Origin of the sequence: Eubacterium sp. An11 (assembly GCF_002161065.1) — a bacterium.
In the GTDB taxonomy this organism is placed as follows: Bacteria; Bacillota; Clostridia; order Lachnospirales; family Lachnospiraceae; genus Anaerobutyricum; species Anaerobutyricum faecale.
In genome coordinates this window covers 23,705-47,748 of the sequence record NZ_NFLV01000012.1, presented here as the reverse complement: position 1 = coordinate 47,748, position 24,044 = coordinate 23,705, and the positions used below count along the sequence as shown (strand labels likewise).

The window sequence follows — 24,044 nt, the reverse complement described above, 5'->3', positions numbered from 1 at the left end:
AAGATTTTTTTATTCCCCCGGATTTTCACAGATTGTCTTTGATTGGCTCCTTGTTTTCATGGTTTGGCTCAGATTTTCAGATCCGCTTTCACGGCTTCGATCAACGCTGCCTGTGTGGTGTCCTTTTCCGACAGGGCCTTCATGATCCGCTCGTCAATCGTACCTTTCGTGATGATATGCTGCACCACCACGGTATCGGACTGCTGGCCCTGCCGCCAGAGACGGGCGTTGGTCTGCTGGTAAAGTTCCAGGGACCAGGTCAGTCCAAACCACACAAGGGTGGAACCCCCGCTTTGAAGATTCAGCCCGTGTCCCGCCGATGCCGGGTGAATCAGTGCCACTGGAAGTTCCCCTGCATTCCATCTACGGATGCTTTCCGAAGAATCCAGCCTGGAAAATGGGATCTTCAGCTTATGGAGCCGCGACCTGATCCGTTCCAGGTCGTGCCGGAACCAGTAAGCCACCAGGAGCGGTTTCCCTCCCATACTCTCGATGATGTCCTCCAAGGCATCCAGTTTCCGGTCATGGATGGCAATGGTCTCTCCTTCATCTGTGTATACCGCGCCATTCGCCATCTGGGAGAGCTTCCCGGAAAGAGCCGCAGCATTGGCGGCGGTGATTTCCCCGTCCGGGAGCTGCAGCAACAGATCCCGCTTGAAGGAAACATACCGTTGCGTTTCCTCCTCAGAGAGATACACTTCATAGCCGGAGGAAACGAACTGTGGCATATGCAGGTAATCTGTGGATTTCATGGAAATCGTGATGTCGGAGATCAGCCGGTAGATCTGTTCCTCCGCCCCTGGAAGGGGCTTGTAGGAAAACACCACCTGCCCATTGCGCTTGTCCGGCAGGAAGAACCGGGTGCGGTACTGCCCAATAAACCTCCCCAGCCGCTGCCCCATATCCAGCAGCTTAAACTCAGCCCATAGATCCATCAGCCCGTTGCTGCTGGGCGTCCCGGTCAGTCCCACGATCCGTCCCACCTTCGGCCGCACCTTCATCATGGCACGGAACCGCTTGGACTGGTGATTCTTGAAAGAAGATAACTCATCAACCACCACCATGTCGTAATCAAAGGGGATGCCGCTTGCCTCCACCAGCCACTGCACGTTCTCCCGGTTGATGATGTAAATGTCTGCCTGCCGTCTCAGCGCCGCCCGCCGCTCCGCCTCTGTTCCCACAGCCACGGAATAGATCAGGCCGCCCAGGTGGTCCCATTTCTCAATCTCTGCCGGCCAGGTATCCCGTGCCACACGCAGGGGTGCGATCACGATGGCTTTGTGGATCTCAAAGCGGTCAAACAGCAGGTCGTTCAAAGCGGTCAGGGTAATGCTCGTCTTGCCAAGCCCCATCGACAAAAGCACCGCCGCAACAGGGTGTGTCTCGATATACTCCGTGGCATGGCTCTGATACTCATGGGGACTGTATTTCATCCATGATCCCTCCAATCTGCCCCTCGTCATCCAGCACATACACCTTAAAGCCCAATCGCCGAAGGAGCCTGTGCCTGGAAAGCTGCAGGGGCCTCGGTTTTTCTCCCGGTGCTTTTACCTCCACAAAGCCGATGTGTCCGCCCGGCATCAGCACTAAGCGGTCGGGCATCCCGGCAAATCCGGGAGAGGTAAATTTCGGTGCGATGCCGCCTGCCGCTTTTACGGCTTTTGCCAGGGTCTGTTCAATCTGCCGCTCCCGCATATTCCCTCCATAACACCTCAAATGCCTCCACCGCTCCGCTGCAGGCGCCGATACGGCCAAGGTACCGCGCAATAACATCATGTTCTGCCAGAACCGGGAATTCAAAGTCGCGGAGCATATCCCGGACAAAATCCCCGCATGGCGTGGCGTCCGCCCCGAAGTTCCTCGCCCAGCGGAAGAACGGGCTGGGATTGTCATTGATCTCTCGTGTCAGCTCAATGCGGTACTTCCAGTTCAGGCTGTTCGGATTCACGGGCCGGTATCCGGCAAGCAGCATGGCGTCCTTGAACTCGTTGTTGGTAAGGTAAACGCCCGTATCATGTTCCAGCAGGTGTTTCATCCCGTAACTCGTGTGTCCCTGTAGGATCTTCTTCCCGGCTCGAATATTCTTTCTGATCCATCCGTCAACCGCGGTAACCACAGCATCCTCACGGCCGGTGATCAGCGCCCCATCGGTAAATCCGTTCTCATTCGTATAAGGCCTTCCATTTTTGATCATTTCCGATTTCTCCTTTCAGAAGTTGTCCCGTCCAGCCCTTGTCCACAGGGCCTGTCCACAGCAAAAACCCTTGAAATCACTGCGTTTTTGCCGCTTCTGCGGACAAGTGGACGGAAAATTCCCTTACGCGCGAAATACGCGTGTTCGCGCGTGTGCAGGACGGGATCTATATCCATATAAATTCATGTTTTTGTCTTATATAGGTTTTTCTGTCCAGTTGTCCAGTAAGATACCGGAAACCCTTGTGCTGACTGCGTTTTCCGGCCATGGACAACCCCAGGACAGGTGTGGGACGGCTCAGGTTGTCCTCGTATATATGCGCTGCCGCCCATAGATGGGGAGCATCTGCCGCATCCCGCATTTCTCCCAGCCCTCGATCCGCACCATAATGGCAGATATGGCATAGGAGTCCGAGGGGCGCATCTCCTCCTTGCTTTTGCCGAAGCATTCGCACCAGATCTCGATGTTGCTCACGGTCTGCCGCTTTACAGTACCCTCAGCCCTGGTCGGATCATCAATATCTCGGATATACTCCCTGCGCCTGTAATAATCCATGCTGTCCCAATCATCGGGAAGAAGCATATCCAGATAATTCCGCACGATGCCCTCGCGGTCGTCCTGCTCCATCGCTTCCCGCTGTTCCTGCCTGGCGTAAGCCTCAATGTCAGCATCAAGATACAGCTTTTCTCCCGACCTGGCGATCTCGGCGACCTCCGCCCATATCTGCCGGACCACCTCGGCGGTCATTTCCCAGGGCTTGCACTTTCCCTGGCCGGTAACCTTGACGTTCCAGAACCTGCGGTTTCCGGTAATATCGCGGAGATACCCGTTCTCGCTGTTGGTCGTGCCGAAGAACACACATTGCCTTGGGTGCGGAGTCACCCTCCGCCCAAAACTGGCGCGGTATTTGTCGTCCTGTCTGGAAATAAAGGCTTTGACCTTGTCGATGTCCGCCTTTTTCATGCCCGCAAGTTCGCCGATCTCCAGAATCCAGTACCCCTGCAGTTTCTCAGCGGCTGTTTTATCGTTCATGTCAGAAAGGGCAAGGCTGTCTGAGAACCACTCCCCACCAAGGGCGGAAATGAGGGTGCTTTTGCCAATACCTTGAGCCCCGTTTAAAACAATCATGTTGTCAAACTTGATGCCGGGATAATGTACCCTCATATACGCTGCGCACAGCGACTTCCTGGTGACCGCCCTGACATAGCGGTTGTCCTCCGCACCGAGATAATCGATCAGCACGGTCTCTGCCCGCCTGACCTTATCCCATGGCGGAAGGGACTCGAACATTTCCCGGATCGGGTGATAGGAACGGTCGTCCGTCACCTTGGTAACTGCGATACGGTAATTACGTTCTGAAAACGAGCCATAATGGGAATCTACAAAACTGATGAGCTGCGCGTCATCCGCATCCCGCCAGAACCTTGCCGGATGTTTCCATGGCACCTCGCCTTTGATCTCCATGCCGTCTGCCAACTGGTTAAACACGATTCCTTTGAGGTTGGGATCGTTCTCCATAATCAGGGTAATGTTATGGAGGTTGTTTTTTAACACCATAGAACGAGACTCATACTCCAGCTTTTTCTTCCAGGTATCGTCCCCGTCCGTGAAACAAAAGTCCGTTTCTGCCGCCTGCTGCTTTTTCTCAAGGATCAGCATTTTGACCGTCTCGTCCCTGCTGGCAAAATCCGCCATCGCACGGAACGTCTTCTTCTCGTCCTCATCGCCAAAGAGATGGATGCGAACAATGTCAAAGGCGCTGCACAGCTTCAGATATGCCGGGTCTTTGGCGTGGTGGCTGTATACAAATTTGCCGCCCTCCTTGATCTCCACACCCGGCTGGCTGCTCGACTCCTTAAAGCGGTAGCGTGTCCCATCCGCTGAAAGCTCATAAATGTCACTCAGGAATTTTTCCATGGCGAGGTTTATAGGAAAGTAGGCGTTATTGAAAACTCCAACAATACCTTCCTTTTCCAGCGGATCTGCCTGTTTCTTATCCCCGATCCCCTTCGCCCGGCTCTCCCTGGAGGAGGTAGGCAGCCTGGTAGGGTCTGTCCATTCCGGATGCGCCGACAGGATTTCGTCCGGGTCAAGCCACGGCCCGTCCGTCTCCTTATAGACAAACTCCCCGTTGGCCGGTGTGCTGGGCCAGTACATGAGCTGGTTGGGCAGGTAGGAGCATTCATCAAAATAGTCCATGCCCAGGGACTGGGCCAGGTATCTTGCCACCGCCACATACTCCTCCGGCGTTACATCCCTCGTCAGGGGAACCAGTATCCGCACCCGCGGCGTCTCCGGCGTGTGGCTGTGGGTGCTGTAGAGGATGGAGGTGTAGGGAACCCGGCGTTCATAGTCCTCCAGGAATTCCGCCTCGATCCGGTCCCCGTCCAGCGTTACCATGGACCGGGAGACCACCGTGTCGATCTTGCGCCTCCCGTCCTTTAGCACGCCAGCTACAATGCCGCCGTGGTCCTTCGCGGCGTCCCGTTTCGACCTGGGGAGCCGGGCGTATTCCTCTGCGGACTCCGTTGTGCGGATTGTCACTTTCAGCCGTTCCTTCAAAGCGGAGAGTTCGATCTTCTTGTTCGTCAACTGTTTCGTGCTGCGGCTGTTGGCGCAGGCAATGTTTAATTCGCGCATGGCATCTCCTCCAATTCCTCCGTAAAATACCGCACCGGTATGTTCTTCTTTTCCGCTTTCGCAATCTCTGCCCGCATCCCCGATGATATGACGCTGCCGAACACCCACACCTGCTCACATTTTGTGAGCAGCACCATTCCCATGAACAGGGCAAGTTCCCGCTCTGCTGGGACGGCGTCATCCATGAACTGCGGATAGAGCAGGTGAGGGGTAATGGGAATACAGGTATTCCGTACCGCAAAGCGGCTGTATGCCCTTGCCATGTTCACGTTCCGTTCCACATCACCAGCGTAGGGAGAGCATATATAGACCAGAGGCCGGTATACACGCCTTGCCGATTTTTCCGCTTTCTCAATATTGACAAGGGCTTCATAGACCGTTGGGTCATAGTAGCCCTCGCTGTTATATTTGTTAATACCCATAGGCTGCACCTCCTTCTAATCCTTCTGATAAAACTCGCATTCGTATCCGTCCGCCCGGAGCTTCAGCCCTTTCGCCCAGGGCGGCGTCCTTCCCATCTGTTCGCACACCGCTGCAACCGACATCCGTCGGTCGGCCTCGATGATAATCTCGTCATGCACATGGGCGACAATGGAGCAGTTTTTTAAGGTCTGCATGGCATAGCAAAGAATATCGCGGGCGGTACCCTGGACGATGTTCTCTACAAACTTGGGGCCATAGCTTTCCAGCCGTTCCCATTTCTTCGTACCGCCTACACCCATGTAAGTCACCGACTCCCCGCCAAACTGGTTCTCTCCGATCCTCGGTTTCACATAGGCAAGCCGCCGGCCGGAAGGAAGCGTGATAAAGAGCATAGCACTCCGGTAATCAAAATGGAGCCCGTGTGTCTCCGTGGGGACTCTCTGCCTGATACAGTCCTTCACTGCCCGGTCTACATCCCACCAGAAACGGACGATATTGGGATTTGCCTCTCTCCAGCTGTCCACCAGGGGCTGCAGTTCCTCCTCCGTCATTCCTGCCTCCAATGCACCCATTGCTTTCAGCGCACCGACGCTTCCGCCGTACCCGCAGGATAAAGTGGCCTGTTTCCCCTTTTGACGCAACTCTGCGTTCTCCCCATGCTTTTCCACCCTGCAGTGGAACATACGGGCAGCAGTCTCACAGTAAATGTCTCCGCCTTTTTCAAAGACCTCCAATACCCATTTCTCTCCAGCGAACCAGGCCAGTACCCTTGCTTCGATGGCGGAGAAATCCGCTACGATGAGTTTCCTGCCATCCTGCGGCACAAATGCCGTGCGGATCAACTGTGATAGGGTATCTGGGATATCTTCGTAGAGCAAGGAAAGGGCTTCGTAATTACCACTCCGCACCAGAGCCCGTGCCTGTGCCAGATCTGGCATGGTATTCTTATACAGATTTTGCAACTGGATCAGCCGCCCGGAGAACCGGCCGGTGCGGTTGGCCCCGTAAAACTGGAACATTCCATGGGCCCGGCTGTCGGCGCAGACCGCGTTCTCCATTGCCGTGTATTTCTTCACGCTGCTCTTAGCGAGCTGCTGCCGGAGGGAGAGAACCTCCCGGAGCGGCCCCGGCGCGGTCTTAAGCAATTCCGCCACTGCCTTTTTCCCCAGGGTGTCCGTTTCCAGCCCGTGGTCTGCCAGCCACTGTTTCATCTGCTGTACGGAATTCGGGTTTTCCAGTTCCGTCAGTTCCCGCATAGCGGCGGTCAGCCGTTCACGGGAACGGGCATCCATGGCGATGGCCTGCCGGACCAGTTCCATATCCACGCCGATTCCCCGGTCATTGATCTCCTGGTCGAGATGGTATTCTTCCCAGATGGTATCCGGTACCGGAAAATTGGAGAGCCTTTTCTGTATCTGCATTTCCGTCTCCACATCCCGGACGTTATATGCCTTGAACCGTTCCCATTTCTCCGGGTCATGCTCCGGCAAGTTCCGCATCCTGCCTCCGTTTGCTTTGGTCGGTCTGCAGGGGACACAGAAATAGCGGATCAGGTCTTTGCCCTCCGTCAACTTCTGCTTCTCCAGCCCCAGCACTACGCCCACGCTTTCCAGGGAACGTGGAAGGCCCAGTGTTGAGGCCCACACCATAGAGCAGCGCCAGGATTCCGGAGCAAGATAGTCACCGGCCGGATAGCCGAGGAGCCGTGAGAGACAAATCCGTTCAAATTGCGAGTTGTATGACCACTTCTCTACAGTTTCATCTTCCAGCACATCCAGAATCTCTTGCGGGAGTTTCTCCCCACAGGCAAGGTCGGTCACCTGTACCGCCCCGCCATCGATGGAATATGCGGCAAGCAGGATTTCAAAATCTTCGCTCTCGCAGTATCGGTACACCCCACATTTCGTAAGATCCACACTGCTGTACGTTTCCAAATCCCATGATATAGATTTCAAGTTTATCATCTCCCTTCAACCGCCAAAGGGGCAGCAGGGGCTGATACCCCCGCCACCCGGTTCCAGCGGTTTTCTGTGTCAGGAGAGGAAATCCTCGTCCTCATCCGCAAAGTCATCCTCCGGGCGGGACTTGCCGCCCAGCGGTTCACCGTCACGGATCTTCTGCAGGTTATTCAAGCCACAGGCAATCCCCTTATTGCCATTGGAATTGAACGCATAAAAGTTGATGCTCGCCCTGCCGTACACACCGCTGTAAACCTCGGAAGTATCCAGGATCGGCTGGCGGTCCGCGTCCACAATGCCCGGAGCCGTGGCGCTGTTGGCGTTGACGAAGTAGGCGTTTGCGTAGGCTTCATCGTCCGGGCGCTCCGCATCCCCGTCACGGAGCGGCGTCTTTAAGACGGAAAGCGCCGGTACGCTCCGGCCGTTGCCTTTCAGCTTGGCCTCGCCCTCCTTATAAGCTGCTTCGATAGCCGCTTTGATCTTGTTGATGGTGACCGTATCCGACTTGGGGATGATCAGGCTGACACTGTACTTGGGGGTGCCGCGTTGATGGACTTGGGCTGCCACACGTTGCAATAGCTCCATCTGGTATTGGGGCCGGTGATCACTTTCATCGGGTTCTTGACTTTATTTGACATTCTGGTTTCCTCCTCAATCTTTAAAATCATTCTGTGCCGTATTCATAGGCTGCCGCTTATCGGACAATGGCACAAGGACGGGCTTGCCCTGTGGCTTTTCAATCAGGCCGCCCAGCAGCTCATCAAACTTCTTTTTACCCAGGAGCTTCTGCATCTCCGTAAGGCCCAGCACCTTTTTGGCGTAGGGATCATATCCTGCCTGGGAAACGGCATCGGCCACCGCGTCCTCGCTGATATACCGGCGGTTGGAGCGCCCCTCCACCACCTTGTAGCCGGGATACTCTGTCCCGCTGAGTGCCTGCCGGAGCGCGTATTCCTTCACATCCGCAGCCCAGGCGGCCAGTTCATCCGCCTTGTCCAGGATGGCAGCGATCTCCGCGTCCTCCAGTGTGTCGGGCATCTCAAAATCGTATTTCGCCAGTTCCAGGTTGTACTCCGCCCTCTTCCGGCAGACCGCCTTCGCCTTGCAGAACCGGCACCAGTCCCCGCAGGCAAACTCCCCGCCGCCCTCATAGGCCAGTTTCGCCTTATAGGTCAAGTCGTTATAGGCCCACTGCAAAAGATCATCCTTTGCCATGACACAGACACTCACGTTATCCCGGCGTGGCTGGAAGATGGTCATGCGGACGGTATCAATGTCATAGATGCCGTCAAACAATTCCAGAGCGCCCAGGGCATACAGCATCATCTGGGGATTTTCTACCGCAGACACCTCCACGCCTTTCCCATGCTTGTAATCCACAATATCGAGAGTACCGTCTGCAATGATGACGCAGTCGCCGGTTCCGAAGCCGTCTTTGACGAAACGGGAAAAGTCCAGACGCTGCTCAATCAGCACCACCGGGTCTTTGCAGGATTTCTTTGCGCCTTCCACCAGTTCCAGCACATAGGCCGCATAGTCCAAAGCGCACTGCTCCATTTCCTCGTTGTAGAAGGAAAGGTTCTCCGTGGGGTCAGCGGCATCCATGCCGAGCGCCTGTCTCAGCTTGTATTCACACAGGCTGTGGGCGTCCGTCCCTTCCTGGGCATACTCGCTGCCCGCATCCTCATACTTCTCGCAAAGCCTTGCGGAAGGCGGGCAATTCAGCCACCGGTGGCTGGAGGATGCGGAAAGCAATGCGTGTTTTCCCATCACAGCACCTCCGCTTCCGCAAGGAGCGCCGGATACTCCGCCGGGTCAATGTCCGACAGCTTATCCGCACCGTGCTTGATCAGGAGCGCCTTTACTTCCGATGTGTGTCCGGCACGGGACTTCTCCGCCAGAGCCGCCCGCACCTGTTCCAGCGTCAGCGGCTTTGGCTCTGGCTTCTCCACTGGTGGCTCCACTTGCTTTGCAGCATTTTTCTTTTCTGGTTTCTGAGCCGGCTTTTCCTCCGTGGTTTGGTCCGGCTGCTCCTGTCCGCCCTGTGCGACAGCGTCCGCCACCGCCTGCAAACTGTCTGCCAGGGAACGGAGATCGGATACCACGTCCAGAAGAAGTTTCATCTTACTCATGCGCCAGCCCTCCTTCCGCAACCTCCCGGATGGACAGTTCCTCCACGGAACTGCCCGGAACGATGACCGTCAGCCTGACCTTGTCACCCAGCAGGAAACGCATGAACCGCTCCCGCACAGAGACATTCCGTACACTGACCGCGCCGCTGTTCACAGGCTTTTTTGAAACACGGATCTGTAATGTGTGTTTCATCTCATCACCTCTGCTTTCTGAAGGACGGTATCGGGATGTCCTTCAACATACGGAGATTGGAAGGCTGTTTTGAGGGGGTATCTCAGAAATATTTCAAAAACTTTTTTCTGGCCCCTTCGATGGATTCCCGGATGGACTTGATATCCTTGCCCTCCCTGCGGGCGATCTCCCGAAGGGATACCCCTTCGGCCAGCATCAGCAGCCTGCGCCGCTGTACTTCCGAGAGCTGCTCGAACGCCTTTTTGATCCGCTGGTTTTCAAGCTGCAGAAAAAGTTCTGTCTCCGGCGTACTGCCGTCCGCATAATCCGCGCCTTCATATTCCGCCGCATCCAGGGAATAGCAATGGTACCGCTCTTTCCGATCCTGATTGCTTTCCTCCCGTCTGGAATCCAGAATCAAGTTTCCGATTTCTTCTCTGACCTCTACGTCAGAAGTCTCACCATTTGCAAATGTGTAATTGATTTTCAATTTGCCGTTCTCCTTTCGGAGCCCGGCAGGCGGCACCTGAGCCGCTAAAATAAAAAAGAGCCTGACAAGCAGCACAAAAGTGCCGCTTGCCAGGCTCAATGTCGTCTCCATCATCTTTCAGATGGTATCATGAGGGTTTAACCGATAACTAAGGAATGAAATTTCCCCCTCGTGCATCATGCTCAAACAAACGAATGATCCTTGTCCCGATTTAGCTATCCGTTTCCCTATCCCATATACATTCCTTATGGGACTTGCCGTATTACCGTAGCGCCTCGGTCAGCTCCCTGCGTAAACATTTGGAGCGAATCAGATTTCCTCTATTCAGTTTTAATTACCCCGATTTCTGAACTGCAATGCCTGCACTTTATCACGAAATCGGGATTACAGTTCCTTGTCGGGGTAACCAACTGTGCTTTTGTATTTACAGATGCATCCAATAGCCTGTGTCCGCATTTTGGACATAGAATGGATCTCCTTTTCTTCTCTAGTCCATTGGCCTGTACCTCCTTCTTTCTTTGCATATCACATACACTCCTTTCTTGGCTGCTATCCGGCATTCAGGGGTAGGGAGTATATGAATCATCTTGATTCCTTTTATTTTACAAGTTCTGTCAGCCAGGGAGCTATCGGCCTTGATATTACTCTGGCATTCAAATAAGCCATTTCCAGTGTCAGGCATGTATTACCCAAATAATATCCTTCCATAACTGTCAGTGTCAGGGCAAGATCAGGCTTTTTCTCATTCGTCAGATATATCGGGAGAAGATACTGCATCTTTCCCTGATACCCTTGCGGCACTATAAGCCCCGGCTCAACTACTGTCTTTCTCCTGCCAAGTTCCACTGCCGTTTCAAATAAAAGTGGCAGATTCCTGGCTTTACGGATTTTCGCTGGAATACGCTCCAGATTTTCTGTGTCTCCCAATATGTGTTCCACGTTGACCCTGATAGGCCAGTCTGGTTGAAAACCTGCGCCGTTCTGCGCCATATAGTAGGAGGGCATCTGCGGCAATGGCTGCACATATTTCAGAAACGGTGACAGTTCATCGCAGAATCCCCTGAAGTACCAATCTTTCATCGAAGTCTTTTTATGGTTCCGATCAAAGCAGGCATAAATCCCTTTGTATCGGGATGTGTATAATCCTGTATGAAAACAGGCACACTCATTTTCCACATGAAAATAACCTGCCGCTTTCCTGGCATCCCTTTCTGAATTAAAATCAATGCTCTGCTTTCGGAAAACAATATGTATGTACCGCTCCAGTATGGGGGTATCCTCATTTTTCGTCTTATAAATTGGCTTCTTGAACCGCCATGGCTCCGGCAGAGCCAGTTTCGACAACTCATCCAATTGTCCGTACCAGTCCGGCACATAAGCAAAATCAAATAAATCCGTTTCTATCATTCTTATGTTCCTTTCATAACAATCTGTATTTTCCACCGTCCAATCTCTTCCAATGGCACTCTATCTCATGTATTCATATAACTGACTATTATTTCTATGGTCCCATTTCTTCCTCACTCCTTTCCCGTGTCCCATACTCCCTGAAATACAAAATAGGGAAAAGGCGTTCCTGCAGACACCACTGCATTCACGCCTTTTCCCTATGTGAGATAATAATTTTGTGGAAGTATGGCTCTTCCATACTATTGATGGTGCAGTTCTCTACGGATACTGCCTGAATTTTTTTAACCGTAAAACCACTCCTCTATCCATCAAAAACATCTCCATTCTTCCAGCAAGTATGGTTGTACCATTCTCAAAAAGTCTTGTATCGCCATTTTTACTTTTCAAAGGTATGGCACTAACATACTTACAGGAGGTGATATCATGGCTATTCATCCAAGACAGTTCGGCATCGTGCTGAAAAATGCACGAATGGATAAAAAACTCACACAAGCAGAATTAGCTGAAATACTGGATATTTCTTTACCATATCTCAAAGACCTGGAGCGCTTCCGGAACAATCCGAGCTACGATGTCTTCGAAAAAGTAATCCGCTACTTCAACCTGTCAGCAGATACTGTTATCTATCCAAACGAGAATCTGACCAATACTACATATCAGCAGATTGAGCGTCTACTTACACGCTGTGATGAAGGGCAACTCCGTGTCATCCTTGCCACCACAGAAGCGTTGCTGTCCGAGAGTGAAATGCCTTCAGATTCAGAGTAACAGATAAAGGCGGTATTCAGGCGGTGTTTACATCACATTTTTCCTGTAATTTTCAAGGCTCATCCCTGCACCGGAATCCTCCTGCAAAAATGAGCCTTTTCGTCACTGTATCTGTTTAATCAATTCCTCTGGAGATATCTCCTGCCGGAAAAGTCCCAGACCGCTTAATAGAAGGATGCAGTCTACATATCCTTGACAGTATGCCTTCTGCCCCTCCATAGAATTCATATCTTCCAGCTTTGCCATCCACTCCAACAGCGTTTGCCACTGATCTTCAGGAAGACTACGAACTATCTCCTCACACGTTTCACGCATCTCCTCTAATTCCTGCTGTGTATCTCTATATCCCGGCACCTCAACTGCGGTGTCCCTCGTCACATTTTCACAACGAAGCTTATTCAAAAAACATCCAACCTGTTCCCATACTTTGTTCTGCATATTCCATTCCTCCAGTCTGCTAATTATTATTAATATATCCGCAGATATTACACCATACCAAACCCTACTCGTTCCTAAAAAAGGAATAGGCAGCATTCCAAGCGTTACGCTTCAGAACACTGCCTATTCCTTTTTTACCATATTCATTCGATAACCAACCCCTCGTACAGTCTGGATATACTCAGGCCGGCTAGGGTCATCTTCAATTTTCTTTCGAAGGCGGCGGATATGGGAAGTGATGTTGCTGTCATCCCGGAGATACTCCCCATTCCAGACGAAGTTATAAATTTGTTCTTTAGAAAGAATGCTACCTTGATGAAGAGCCAGTACATACAGAATTCGGAACTCAATATTTGTCAGTCTCACTTCCTGATCTCGTTTCAAAACTTTATGCTGCTCCGACTGAATATATAATTCGCCGATTCGCATTGGTTCCTGCTCTTTTAATAATGTTTTATCCACACAAATATCTGATTCTCCTACGATTTTCATTATTTTGTCATATATAATTTTTTCTGATTCATCCAACGAAAGTACAATCAGCTTTCCCACATACTCACCTCGCTGTGCCGCTAAAATCATAAGAACAAAATTGCAGTTTCTATTTTATCTTCTCTTTTTGCTCTATAGCCTGGAGTTCAAAATAATTTTTAAACCTTTGTTGTCCAAATACTTTGTCTATATTTCCTTAATCAAATTCAGACTCAGGTCCATACTTTTCAATGCCTGTATCTTCCCCGCAATTAGCGGCAGCCCTTCACTGTAATATCTGTAACCCTATAAGCTCATCTACCTGCTCCGGAATCAACAGACCAATTTCATTATAATGCCTCAACATGTAGATACTGATTTGAAATAGGACTGAAAATTGTCCTATTTTAACAAAGAAACCACCTGCTCTTCATTATAAAACTTCACATTATACGAGAGTCAAACGACTCTCGTACTTTGGTAGGTGGCAATTTAAATTGTCATTAGAAAGTTAAATACAAATTCCGTATCTATTCCCATTTGAAAAAACGTATGGCAATACCTCCACAGACCACTGTGACCACCGCCATGATTGCAATTGGAAACCAGACTGATTCTAACGGTAGGCCCAACGAAGTTGCTTTCAGCAACTTAATTCCCTGTGTCAAAGGCAAAACATCTGCAATTTTCTGCAATGCAGACGGCATCACTTCATAAGGTAAGGTTGCCCCTGAAAAAATGAGCATCGGAAAATACAGGAGGCTGGCAGCCACACTGGCTGTTTTCGTATCAGGCGCAACACCTCCTACCATAAGTCCGATGCTGAACATCGAAAACATCACCAGAAGATACATGAACAAGAAAATTCCTATCGATCCGTTGAACCTGCATCCAAAAAAGATGGACAAAACTCCAAAAACAAGGCACAAGGACAGCAACGAGTAGATTGCATAAATCGTCACCCACACTGCGAGCAGAAATGCCGGACTTGTAGGCGTAACTTTATATCTTTTTAATATCTTTTTCTGACGATAATCGGAAATCAACAGCGGAAGCCCCATCACACCACCTGCACAAATCGCAATGGTCGATAATGCCCCGAAGGACTGTTCCAAAAAGGTATATTTTACTTCGGGAGCCGCTGTTTTTGCTCCATAAATGACTCCCAAAATTACAGCAACCACTACCGGCATACAGAGAGCAAAAATAACCATGTCCATTCCCCGGAAGGATAACTTCAGTTCTGTTTTCAACATTGTAAAAAATTTATTCATTGTCTTCTTCCTCCTCTCCAGTAAACCACAAATACGCATCTTCCAATTTCTCATAGGGACTTAATGCCACCGCTTCTTCCACAGTCCCTTCAAAGGCGAATCCGCCATCCTTCAGGATACCAATCCGGTCACAGAGAATTTCCACCTCGTCCATGAAATGAGAAGACAGAAATATTGTCAGGCCATGTTTCTTTAACTCCTGCAGGCTTTTCCAAACACCTCTTCTCGCTTTTGTATCAAGCCCTGTGGTAAGCTCATCCAAAAAGACCACCCTAGGATTAGGGATAAGAGACAACACAATGAATAATCTTTGCTTCTGACCTCCAGATAACTCGTTTACAAAAGCGTTTTCCTTATCTGCCAGACCAAATTTGTGCAGCAACTCTTTATATGCCAGTGGATACCTATAAAGGCAGATCGTTTCCTCACACAATTCTTTTACCTTGATCTTGTCTGGATAATTTGCTTCCTGGAACTGTACCCCAACCTGCTTAAAAAGTTGCTTTCGCTCCGTCCACGGGTCTAGCCCCAAAATGCGAACCGTTCCCGAATCCGCTTTCTTTGTCCCAAGGATACATTCTATTGTAGTACTCTTGCCTACGCCATTTGCTCCAAGCAGACCGTACACTTCACCCGCAGCAACTGAGAAGCTGAGATTCTCAATCACTTTCTTTCCATCATAAGATTTACTCAGCCCGGAAATTTGGATTGTTTTTTCCATTTCGTATGCCTCCTTATTTTAATTCTGAAATAAAGATTAGCATCCAATCCAACTATGGTGGGTAACTGTAGGGTTTTTATTCTGATATTTTTTTCATCTTCTCAATCTGACAAGTTACATAAAAAGCATTGTTTTTTGCCTCATTCAATGAAGTCAATAGCTTATCGCAAGCCCTTATGATATCATCATCTTCCTTTGGTGTATTAATAGCTATTCGGATATTAGTTTGCGGATCATCCGATAAGGCCTGAAGCATTCTTAAAATAGCAGAGAGAGAATAGTTTGCACAACGAAGAGAGCGTATAATTTTCAAGCGAAGCATATCTTCTTCTGTGTACACTCGGTATCTGTTTTCAGTTCGCTTGATGGTAAACAGACCATTCAGCTCCCAATTTCTTAATGTATCGATCGTTACCCCTAATATATCTGCTGCTTCCTTTCTTCTATATGTCCTCTGCACTCCAACATTGCTTTCACTCATACCCGATAAAATACTATGGGTAATCCGTATCGCTTCTTCTGCATTGGCTTTTTCGATGTCTATCTGAGCAATGTATCGCCTGGTCAATTCCATAGCTTTCTCATAATTCCTCAAAGCAGAAACCTTAATAATGTCAACCGCTTGTTTACGAAGTCCATTTTGAAGAACTTCCACCTGGAGAGCCGCCCGCGCTAATTTAAATTGTTCGATATGCAGGTCAGTAAATACCCGGTAACCATTCTCTAACCGCTCTGGTTTTGGAATTAAACCGCACTTTTCATATAAACGTACCGTATTTACATGTATGCCGATTATCCTTGCTATGTCTATTGTCTTATATGTATTCATTCAACGCACCTCCATCCCTCATTATGTCATATTTTATAAGTCTGGTGTTATAATGTAGGGTTTTTTAGTTTACCGTAGAATGCCCTGAATAGCAAGTTTATTCTCAGTCTATCTAAATATTGGTTCAATATATGTTTTGATTAAGTCTATCCTATCCCTTATCTTTGGCACAAAAAGCGCAGAAGATGACACAACTATTTTATCTTTTGTATTCACATAAATTATATTTCCTCCATCCCCCATCGCTGCATAACCATCTTCATTTACCCACCATAAATATCCATACGATAAATCATGTTTCTTCCATCGGCTATGCTCTCTCGTACTTTCTTCCACCCATTTTTCTGATACAATTCGTTTTCCGTTCCATATGCCTTTATTCAAATATAACTGACCAATTTTTGCCATATCCATAGGGGAAAGTGTAAGTCCCCAACCCGCTGTATGAATCCCTAATGAGTCCCGTACCCATCCGCTGGTATCTATAGATTCATTAAATGCCAGTTGTTCCTCCTTGCTTTTAAACATCAAATCTCCATCTACATGAATTTCTAATGGTGAAAATAAATTTTCATCTGCAAACTCAAATACTGACTGCCCTGTTGCTTTTACTAATATTCCTGAAAAAATATCCGGACCAATCAGAGGTGCATATCGGAATGTTCCGATCTTCCCCCGGCCCCCTAGCTGGTCTAAAGAAAATTTCACCCAATCCTCACTAGTAAAATATTTCACATATGGAGCAAAAAAACGATACTTATAAGGTGCTGTCATTGTCAGCATATCCTTGACTGTGATATTTTGGATGGTGTTTTCTCTCTTTCTTACTATGTATCCAGGGAAAAAATCCAGCACTTTCTGATCAACACTTTGGATATATCCTCTATCTACTGCAATCCCAATCAGTATTGAAATAATACTTTTTGTTACAGAATAAACATGAACCTGGCTTTCTCTTGTACATCCCTTGAAATATTTTTCATATACCAATTTTCCTTCTTTTAATACCGCCACACCTGTGGTATTCCCATAATCAGTGCTGATTTTTTGTTCGAGTTCTCTAATTCTTTTCTGATCCATGATATCTCCTTTCCTTTAACCTATTTGTAAACGCATTTTTTCTGCTTTATTTTTTTAATATCTTTTTTACTGGATAATAGACCTCTGTAATGAAATCGCTCTCCTGCAAAACCTCCGAAGGACTTGTTACATAAACTTCATAAAGTGCATTACAATTTTCGTACCCTTCTTTTTCTGCCCATTCAATTTGCTTCGCATAAACAGAAGAGAGCTGAGAGTAGGAACCATGCACAACAGTTTTCAAACAAAGTCCAGGATAAAAATCCCTTGTTCCCGTTGCATACTCGTTGATTGGGACAGCAAATTCTGTATCCAGTCCAAATGGACTATATTCATCACTATGGAATAAAACCATTGGTGGAGCGGATGCTGTCAGGTTCTTTTCCTTCATTTTCTTAAACAGCTTTTCAAAGCAATACCCATACTCATCAGGAAAATCCTGTTCCTGAATCATCTTTCGTATGGACAGAAGATACATCTTTGGCACCTCCACCAGTTCTATACCAATATCTTCCATATATGACATAATCGACTTGCCCTTTCTTATGGCAGACATATCAGCATCTATCTGCTCCAACATATTTTTATACATCATCATTTGCATTGAAATCTCTTTTTTCTTTTTACTAAGGGCCGCATATAGTTTGTCATCCATTGCCTCCTCTGACTCAAGAATTGCCTTAATCTCTTCCAACGAAAAATGATACGCTTTCAGCCGATTAATAAACAGCATCGTCTCCAACTGATTAATAGAATAATAACGATACCCATTTTCTGGATTGATTTCTTCTGGAAGTATCAATCCTATTTCTGCATAATACCGAAGTGTTTTTGTGGATACTCGGCATATACTCGAAAATTCTCCAATCGTCAACATATAATAGGCCTCCTTTCCAGTACCAGTATAAACTTTGCCCCAAGGGAAAAGTCAACGGCACTTTTCATACGCATTTTCAAGGTAGTCGCATATTAATCGAATATAAAAAGAATTGCAAGTTTTATCTGATTTAACAATCCTGTCAACTCGACACCTCTTTTATCCAACCTGTCAACTCAACACCCCCAATATCAAAATCAACCACTCCACTCTCCGCCATTTTTCACAGTAGACCAGTTCCCACTTACCCATAAAACGAAAAAATCCGGGAGCCAAAACCTGTCCTCTGACAAGCCCCGACTCCCGGAAATCCCTTGTTTTCTACACTTTTTCGCTATCTTATTCTTTGACTTTTGACATCAAGACAACTGTCTCCACATGCATTGTATGTGGTAACCTATCAATTCATTTTTGCTTTTGGAATACACTTTCTACATATTATAATATAAATATTTCTTTTCTATTACCTATCACATATTTCTAATACACAATTATATTCTGGCATTATTAAATTAAGAAGTACACTGGGTACAGCTGTAAATTGCGGTACCCAATACTTCTTCTCTACCAACAATGTACACGAATTGGATTATCGTTCATTTTCCACTTTAATATAAATCCTAATACTCACATGACCTTATCCAAAAAAATTTCATTCACCATTCCCTTCTCCCATCAATTCATCACAAAAATTCCACTCAATATGAATACTTCCATTTGGATTAATTACAATCTCACGGATTAACTCTTTGGTCAGTTTTGGGGTTAATTCTGTGATCTCCTGATATTTCGTCACCGGTTCTACAATAGAAATTTGACATTCTCGATCTTTTTCTTTTTTCTTTTCCTCCTCTATTTTCTGAGCAAGGATGTTTATCTGCAGTTTAAATTCTTCCACCTTTTTTGCTGTCCCTTGTTTCTTACAGAAAAATTCATCTTTAGTGATAGCTCCTTGAACATATTCTTCATAATATTGGAGTTTTGTAGCTTCCAAATGGTCCAGCTGTCCCTTTAGTTTTTTAAATTCTTTTTGAAGAAGATTGTTTTCCAACTTCATATCTTTATTTTCTTCCCGGATTTGTTTTATTTTGACATCCATCAATTTGCACTGAGTTATGATGGCTCTCAAAACGATTTCTTTTAGTTTTTCTTCAGGAAAACGTACTTTTTTACAGTCGGAATCCGGATAATACCGATGGGAAACACATATCCAGTTTTTGTTTTGAGCCTTTCCTTTTATCATTCGTTTCCCGCAGCATCCACAAATCAAAAGAGAAGTAAATGGATTTTTATGGGATGACGGTTTTGACTTCTTATTTGACTTAATTACTTTTTTTGCCTGATAATATAGTTCACGGGATATGACAGCTTCATGTGTATCCGGTATGATTTCCCAAAGCTCTTCGGGAACCTGCTTCACCAAATTACTTCCTACCCGCACCACATGGGATTTGAACGGGACCGTATCTCCTGTATAAATTCGATTCTCCAAAATATTATGCACTGACACATATGACCACTGTGCACAGGTTTTATAGTTTCCCCGTACCGATGCTAGATAAACAGATGGTGTTGTTACATGCTCCTCATTCAGTTTTCTTGCAATTTGGGTAACAGTCATGCCTGTGGCTGCCCATTCGAAGATCTGTTTTACTACCTTAGCTGCCGGCGGATCAATCAAAATGGTGTTTTTCTTTTCTCCTTTTCTGTACCCATAAGGTGCCGTGCCATAAACATATTCGCCGTTTATCTTTTTCAAATCCATTACACTTTTAATCTTTCTTGAAAGGTCTCTGCTGTACATCTGATTGAGGAGATTTTTTACTGCTATTTCAAAACCTCCCGTCGTTTCTCCAACTGACTGGCTGTCAAACTGATCAATAACCGAAATAAATCGGACTTGATATACCGGAAATACAAATTCCAGATAATGACCAACTTCTAAGTAATTACGCGCAAATCTTGACAGGTCACGGACAATGATCGTTTTTACCTGACCTTTTCGTACCATCTTCAACAACCGCTGCATTCCAGGCCGATCCATGTTTGTTCCAGAATATCCGTCGTCAATGATCTCTTCAAAATTATCTGCAAAAAATCCATTCTTTTTCAAAAAATTTTTTATACATTTTCTTTGGGAGGTAATACTGTAGCTTTCCTCATCCGATCCATTTTCCTTATCACCATCTTCTTTAGACAATCTGAGATAATAAAATTCTCCTTTTTTAGATAGCATACTCCATCACCTCAATTTTCTGTAGATACTGATGGATTGGCTGATAAGGATCTGCATAATTCAGTATGATCTTGACCTGCCGTGTTTTTGTAACTCGGATTTCCTTTATCAAAAGATCCATAACTTCCCGGTTCAATTCTGGTAAGTCTTGGTATTTTTTTACTGCTTCTATCCATTTTTGAGTACTTCCTATGGCTGAAGATAATGACTGCATATCTGCAGATGCTTTTGTCTCTTCTTCTATCAAGTTTTCATATTCCCGGTCATATTTAGTTTTCATATATTGAAATTCTTCTTTATCAATAATTCCTTGGATCAAATCTTCCATCATCCTCTGTAATCTCATTTCCAGATTTTTTCTTTTTATAGATATTCTTGCATATTTACTGGAAGCTTCTTTTTGATATAATTGGACTTTTGTCATCTTTTGCACTTTTTCTATGAACTGTTCTGCATCCACGGCCATCTTAACTTGCTGATTCAGAAGATTTGTAACAATCTGCAGTAGTTTTTCCTGTCGAATATAATGACTGTCACACTTTGTGCGTCCAGAATCCCGATATCGGTTACAATCAAAAAAAAGTCTGCTGGATGTTTTTGCCCCTGCTCGAGCACACCCCTTAGCAGCTCCCATAATACTGCCACATTCATCACAGAACACTTTTCCCTGGAACAGTTCTTTATGATTTTCAAACACCTTATTTCTTTTCGTAAAATTCTTTCGCTTTTGCAATTCTTCTTTGTTCACCTGCTGCACTTGATCAAAAAGCTCTTTTGAGATAATGGGAGGATGAGAATCTTTGATAATCTGCCATTCATTTTCAGGACGACATTCTTTTTTCTGCCCAACCTTCGTACTTTTTACAGATCCGTGGATACGCCATCCAACATATACTGGATTATGGAGTATCTTTCTTACGGTTATTCGTATCCATACTGCATTTTCATACTTCTGTGCGGTTGTCATCCCTCTTAAATATCGAAGATGTCCAGGAGATGGAATATTATCCTCATTCAGCTGACGTGCAATCTGGCTAATACTTTGACCAGCTGCACGGCATGCATAAATCCGCTTTACTACTTCAGCAGTTTCTATGTCGATATCGTACGTAAGTGCATCTTGATTTCGAATATAACCATATGGGATACTGGATGAAGAAGGAAGATATTCTCCATTTTTCATTTTTGCTGAAATACTGGAACGAATTTTCCTGGAAATATCCTTGACATAATAATCATTCATGACCATTTTTAACGGCATCATTAATGCAGAACTATCTGCGTTTACTTCTTCACTGTCATAATTATCATTGATACAGATCAGACGAATGCCCATCTCTGGAAATATACGTTCTACCAATTCGGAAGTCATGACAAAATGTCTTCCGATACGCGAAATATCTTTCACTATAATACAGTTGATACGCCCTTTCCTTATATCTTCCATCATACGTTGAAAACCTGGACGAACATAATTCATCCCCGTATATCCATTATCAAAATATTGATCGACCAGTTTGATTTCTGGATGAGCATCCAGATAGTGTATGCACATCTTTTGCTGATTCCCAATAGAATTTTGTTCTATGTTGTCTCCGTCCTCCACAGAAAGACGTCCATACTGGCCTGCCAAAATAATCCTATTTGGTTTCTTTTGTTGTTCTACCCGGATTGCTACTCTGCTTTTTCGTGCCATTTACATTACCTCCTGATCCAAAAGATTCTGATATCGGGCAATTTCATCTCTATAGTTAAAATCAATCTTAATTCTGCTGTTTCCGTATACATAAATACGGTCAATCATCGTGACAACTGCTTCTCTGGATAATTCCTGCATATTCTGATATTTTGCAAATTGCAGTACCCAATTCCGATCCATATCTGGTTTTAGCAGTATGTTCTCTCTCTGCAAATTCAGTTTACGGATAGTTTCTTCTGTTTCCTGAATCTGGATGGTATATTTCTGACGCATTTTATTATATTCATCACGGTCTATCAAATCTTCTGTCAATGCTTCATATAACTTTGCACGGTATTCTTTCAGACCGTCCAGATCCTCATTCTTTTTTGCAATCTTAATGTCAAGACCTTTTACCCTAAAATTTACGGCTATCTGTGCATCCATTTTCTGTATCAGCTGATCCATTTCCACAATCATTTGAATCTGATTGATGACTGTCCGGAGAACAATATTTTCTAATTTTTTTTGCTCAATGCTATGGCTGCTACACCCTTTTCCATTTTTATATGTTGCACAAACGTAATAATAATATTTTCGATTTCCTCTTTTCACATTTCTAAGCTGCATCGCACGATGACAGTCTGGACAAAACAATGTCCCTGCTAAAGGAAGGACCGTATTCCGATACGGAGATCGACGTGTATCTCGTTCCATCAGTTTTTGCACGGTAGAAAAAATCAATGAATCAATAATAGGAGGATGATTATGTTCAACAACGACCCATTCATTTTCATCGCGCACCCTCATTTTTTTTATTTTATAATTCGGTGTACCACGTTTACCCTGCACTAATGTTCCAATGTAAATAGGATTTTTCAGAATTCTACTGACCGTGACAGCCCTCCATCCTGTCTGGGAAGTACCCTGAAAACCACTTTGATATTTTAGTCCAATGCTTTTCTTATACTCAGCTGGTGGCAAAATCTGTTCTTTATTTAAAAAATTTGCAATCTGAGCCTGGCTGTATCCCTTTATCTTCATAGAAAAAATACTTCGTACTATTTCTGCAGCATACTCATCAATGACAAGTTTATGTTTATCCTTCAAAGATTTGTGATATCCAAAGCAAACAAACGCTCCTAAATACTCTCCCTTGCTTCGCTGTATCCGAAATTGATTTCTTAATTTTTTTGACAATTCACGGCAATAGGATTCATTCATAATATTTTTTATAGGAATGATGATATCCTCTCCAGTCGTTGTCTTCTCACTGTCGATATCGTCGTTGATTGCAATAAAACGTACTCCAAAGGAAGGGAATATCATTTCCAGATATTTTCCAGTTTCTATATATTCCCTTCCCAACCGGGACAAATCCTTTACTATAACACAGTTTACTCGTCCTGATTTCACTGCTTCAATAACGGCTTGAAATCCTGGACGATCAAAATTTGTCCCTGTGTATCCATCATCATATGCTTCTTCTATTAAAGTAATATTAGGGTGATTTTCAATATAAGCATGAATAAGCTTACGTTGATTAGATATGCTGTCACTGACCTCCCCTTCTCCATCTTCTTTGGACAAACGGTAATAAGCCATTGCATCATAAAGATTTAAATCTGATTTAGAATGAAAAATTGTATCTGCAACCATAACAAACCTCCTTAATTCCAAAATCATCAGGAAATTTGTTTCCGGTACATTATCCATAGCAGCTGACAAAGCAGCCCTCATTAACCATACTTATTATGGCGAATTTTAAACTACATGTCAACATACTCTTACACATTACTTTAAATTTCCAATTTCCTGATCTACTCCACTCACATAAGAAACCAGTCGATCCTGCAGGCTCACTTGTGTGTTCGCATATCCTATTTCAACCACTACACCATCATCCAGATAACAATACGGAGATCCCATCTGTGAAATAAAATCTTTAATCCTTTCCCGACATGGTTTTTTTGTATCAATTACCACATCATGAATGTCTTTTAATTCAGAACGATTCACTGTCGCTGTAATCATTTTTTCCATAAAATACCCCTCCTTCCTTTAATGACTAATTCTTTCCTTTTCTAATATAAATTATTCCTCTGATGATATTACTAAGCAGTTTTTTTTACGTTCTTTTTATTAGTGAGCTTTGCGACATGTTGTCGCAAAGTGAGAATAACTCAAGATACACATGCGTCCCCAAAAAATATTCTTCAGTAAGCAGAAGCAGAAAGGGAATGCTTCTGCTTA

24 protein-coding genes and 1 pseudogene are annotated in these 24,044 nt (G+C 45.8%); 1 reads left to right on the top strand and 24 read right to left on the bottom strand.

Features of this window, described 5'->3' with window-relative positions:
• Positions 1 to 68: 68 nt before the first annotated feature.
• The 12 genes and pseudogenes from B5E53_RS10630 to B5E53_RS10575 form a co-directional block, all read right to left on the bottom strand.
• The gene (locus B5E53_RS10630; protein ID WP_087314837.1) at positions 69 to 1,433 is read right to left on the bottom strand and encodes a DEAD/DEAH box helicase; all 1,365 of its coding nucleotides are present in this window, start codon (positions 1,431 to 1,433) and stop codon (positions 69 to 71) included.
• Positions 1,414 to 1,695, bottom strand: coding sequence for a VRR-NUC domain-containing protein (locus B5E53_RS10625; protein WP_087314835.1), 282 nt, complete (start codon positions 1,693 to 1,695; stop codon positions 1,414 to 1,416). The genes B5E53_RS10630 and B5E53_RS10625 overlap by 20 nt, the downstream gene beginning before the upstream one ends.
• The gene (locus B5E53_RS10620) at positions 1,676 to 2,194 is read right to left on the bottom strand and encodes a YozE family protein (RefSeq protein ID WP_087314833.1); all 519 of its coding nucleotides are present in this window, start codon (positions 2,192 to 2,194) and stop codon (positions 1,676 to 1,678) included. The genes B5E53_RS10625 and B5E53_RS10620 overlap by 20 nt, the downstream gene beginning before the upstream one ends.
• 297 nt (positions 2,195 to 2,491) lie before the next feature.
• The gene (locus B5E53_RS10615; protein ID WP_087314831.1) at positions 2,492 to 4,834 is read right to left on the bottom strand and encodes a virulence-associated E family protein; all 2,343 of its coding nucleotides are present in this window, start codon (positions 4,832 to 4,834) and stop codon (positions 2,492 to 2,494) included.
• Complete coding sequence (locus B5E53_RS10610; RefSeq protein WP_087314829.1) at positions 4,822 to 5,256, bottom strand: DUF4406 domain-containing protein; 435 nt, start codon at positions 5,254 to 5,256, stop codon at positions 4,822 to 4,824. Before B5E53_RS10610 ends, B5E53_RS10615 begins: the two co-directional genes overlap by 13 nt.
• Positions 5,257 to 5,271: 15 nt before the next feature.
• A complete protein-coding gene (locus B5E53_RS10605; protein ID WP_343215634.1) occupies positions 5,272 to 7,212 on the bottom strand; it encodes a DNA polymerase in 1,941 nt (646 codons plus the stop codon).
• Between the two features lie 78 nt (positions 7,213 to 7,290).
• A pseudogene (locus tag B5E53_RS10600) lies at positions 7,291 to 7,853 on the bottom strand (DUF2815 family protein).
• Positions 7,854 to 7,866: 13 nt separating this feature from the next.
• Entirely contained in the window at positions 7,867 to 8,985 is a 1,119-nt protein-coding gene (locus tag B5E53_RS10595; protein WP_087314825.1) for a DUF2800 domain-containing protein, read from the bottom strand.
• On the bottom strand, positions 8,985 to 9,347 hold the full coding sequence (locus B5E53_RS10590; protein WP_087314823.1) for an rRNA biogenesis protein rrp5: 363 nt from the start codon (positions 9,345 to 9,347) through the stop codon (positions 8,985 to 8,987). The genes B5E53_RS10595 and B5E53_RS10590 overlap by 1 nt, the downstream gene beginning before the upstream one ends.
• Entirely contained in the window at positions 9,340 to 9,540 is a 201-nt protein-coding gene (locus B5E53_RS10585) for a hypothetical protein (protein ID WP_087314821.1), read from the bottom strand. The genes B5E53_RS10590 and B5E53_RS10585 overlap by 8 nt, the downstream gene beginning before the upstream one ends.
• Positions 9,541 to 9,622: 82 nt before the next feature.
• On the bottom strand, positions 9,623 to 10,123 hold the full coding sequence (locus B5E53_RS10580) for a hypothetical protein (RefSeq protein WP_242963633.1): 501 nt from the start codon (positions 10,121 to 10,123) through the stop codon (positions 9,623 to 9,625).
• Positions 10,124 to 10,606: 483 nt separating this feature from the next.
• Positions 10,607 to 11,416: a DUF3825 domain-containing protein gene (locus tag B5E53_RS10575; RefSeq protein ID WP_087314817.1), complete on the bottom strand. Its 810-nt coding sequence runs from the start codon at positions 11,414 to 11,416 to the stop codon at positions 10,607 to 10,609.
• A gap of 426 nt (positions 11,417 to 11,842) precedes the next feature.
• Here B5E53_RS10575 and B5E53_RS10570 point away from each other — a divergent pair, with 426 nt between their 5' ends.
• The gene (locus B5E53_RS10570; RefSeq protein WP_005947561.1) at positions 11,843 to 12,187 is read left to right on the top strand and encodes a helix-turn-helix transcriptional regulator; all 345 of its coding nucleotides are present in this window, start codon (positions 11,843 to 11,845) and stop codon (positions 12,185 to 12,187) included.
• Between the two features lie 102 nt (positions 12,188 to 12,289).
• Here B5E53_RS10570 and B5E53_RS10565 read toward each other — a convergent pair whose 3' ends face one another.
• From B5E53_RS10565 to B5E53_RS10510, 12 genes are all read right to left on the bottom strand, one after another.
• Positions 12,290 to 12,625 (bottom strand): hypothetical protein, encoded by a 336-nt coding sequence (locus B5E53_RS10565; RefSeq protein WP_087314815.1) that lies wholly within the window; start codon positions 12,623 to 12,625, stop codon positions 12,290 to 12,292.
• A gap of 123 nt (positions 12,626 to 12,748) precedes the next feature.
• Positions 12,749 to 13,207 carry a winged helix-turn-helix domain-containing protein gene (locus tag B5E53_RS10560; protein ID WP_087314813.1) on the bottom strand — a complete coding sequence of 153 codons (459 nt, stop codon included), beginning with the start codon at positions 13,205 to 13,207 and terminating at the stop codon, positions 12,749 to 12,751.
• Between the two features lie 175 nt (positions 13,208 to 13,382).
• Positions 13,383 to 13,469 carry a hypothetical protein gene (locus B5E53_RS19745; protein ID WP_242963639.1) on the bottom strand — a complete coding sequence of 29 codons (87 nt, stop codon included), beginning with the start codon at positions 13,467 to 13,469 and terminating at the stop codon, positions 13,383 to 13,385.
• A 157-nt stretch (positions 13,470 to 13,626) separates the two neighbouring features.
• On the bottom strand, positions 13,627 to 14,370 hold the full coding sequence (locus tag B5E53_RS10550) for an ABC transporter permease (protein ID WP_087314811.1): 744 nt from the start codon (positions 14,368 to 14,370) through the stop codon (positions 13,627 to 13,629).
• The gene (locus tag B5E53_RS10545; RefSeq protein WP_087314809.1) at positions 14,363 to 15,091 is read right to left on the bottom strand and encodes an ABC transporter ATP-binding protein; all 729 of its coding nucleotides are present in this window, start codon (positions 15,089 to 15,091) and stop codon (positions 14,363 to 14,365) included. The genes B5E53_RS10550 and B5E53_RS10545 overlap by 8 nt, the downstream gene beginning before the upstream one ends.
• A gap of 76 nt (positions 15,092 to 15,167) precedes the next feature.
• Positions 15,168 to 15,920, bottom strand: a complete 753-nt coding sequence (locus B5E53_RS10540) for a MerR family transcriptional regulator (protein ID WP_087314807.1) — start codon at positions 15,918 to 15,920, stop codon at positions 15,168 to 15,170.
• Positions 15,921 to 16,028: 108 nt separating this feature from the next.
• Positions 16,029 to 17,000 carry a serine hydrolase gene (locus B5E53_RS10535; RefSeq protein ID WP_087314805.1) on the bottom strand — a complete coding sequence of 324 codons (972 nt, stop codon included), beginning with the start codon at positions 16,998 to 17,000 and terminating at the stop codon, positions 16,029 to 16,031.
• A 46-nt stretch (positions 17,001 to 17,046) separates the two neighbouring features.
• The gene (locus B5E53_RS10530) at positions 17,047 to 17,877 is read right to left on the bottom strand and encodes a MerR family transcriptional regulator (RefSeq protein ID WP_087314803.1); all 831 of its coding nucleotides are present in this window, start codon (positions 17,875 to 17,877) and stop codon (positions 17,047 to 17,049) included.
• A gap of 652 nt (positions 17,878 to 18,529) precedes the next feature.
• Positions 18,530 to 20,113: a recombinase family protein gene (locus tag B5E53_RS10525; protein ID WP_087314800.1), complete on the bottom strand. Its 1,584-nt coding sequence runs from the start codon at positions 20,111 to 20,113 to the stop codon at positions 18,530 to 18,532.
• The gene (locus B5E53_RS10520; protein WP_087314798.1) at positions 20,103 to 21,809 is read right to left on the bottom strand and encodes a recombinase family protein; all 1,707 of its coding nucleotides are present in this window, start codon (positions 21,807 to 21,809) and stop codon (positions 20,103 to 20,105) included. Before B5E53_RS10520 ends, B5E53_RS10525 begins: the two co-directional genes overlap by 11 nt.
• Positions 21,810 to 23,450: a recombinase family protein gene (locus B5E53_RS10515; RefSeq protein WP_162611897.1), complete on the bottom strand. Its 1,641-nt coding sequence runs from the start codon at positions 23,448 to 23,450 to the stop codon at positions 21,810 to 21,812.
• A 135-nt stretch (positions 23,451 to 23,585) separates the two neighbouring features.
• Entirely contained in the window at positions 23,586 to 23,834 is a 249-nt protein-coding gene (locus B5E53_RS10510) for a DUF6870 family protein (protein ID WP_087314794.1), read from the bottom strand.
• Positions 23,835 to 24,044: the final 210 nt, after the last annotated feature.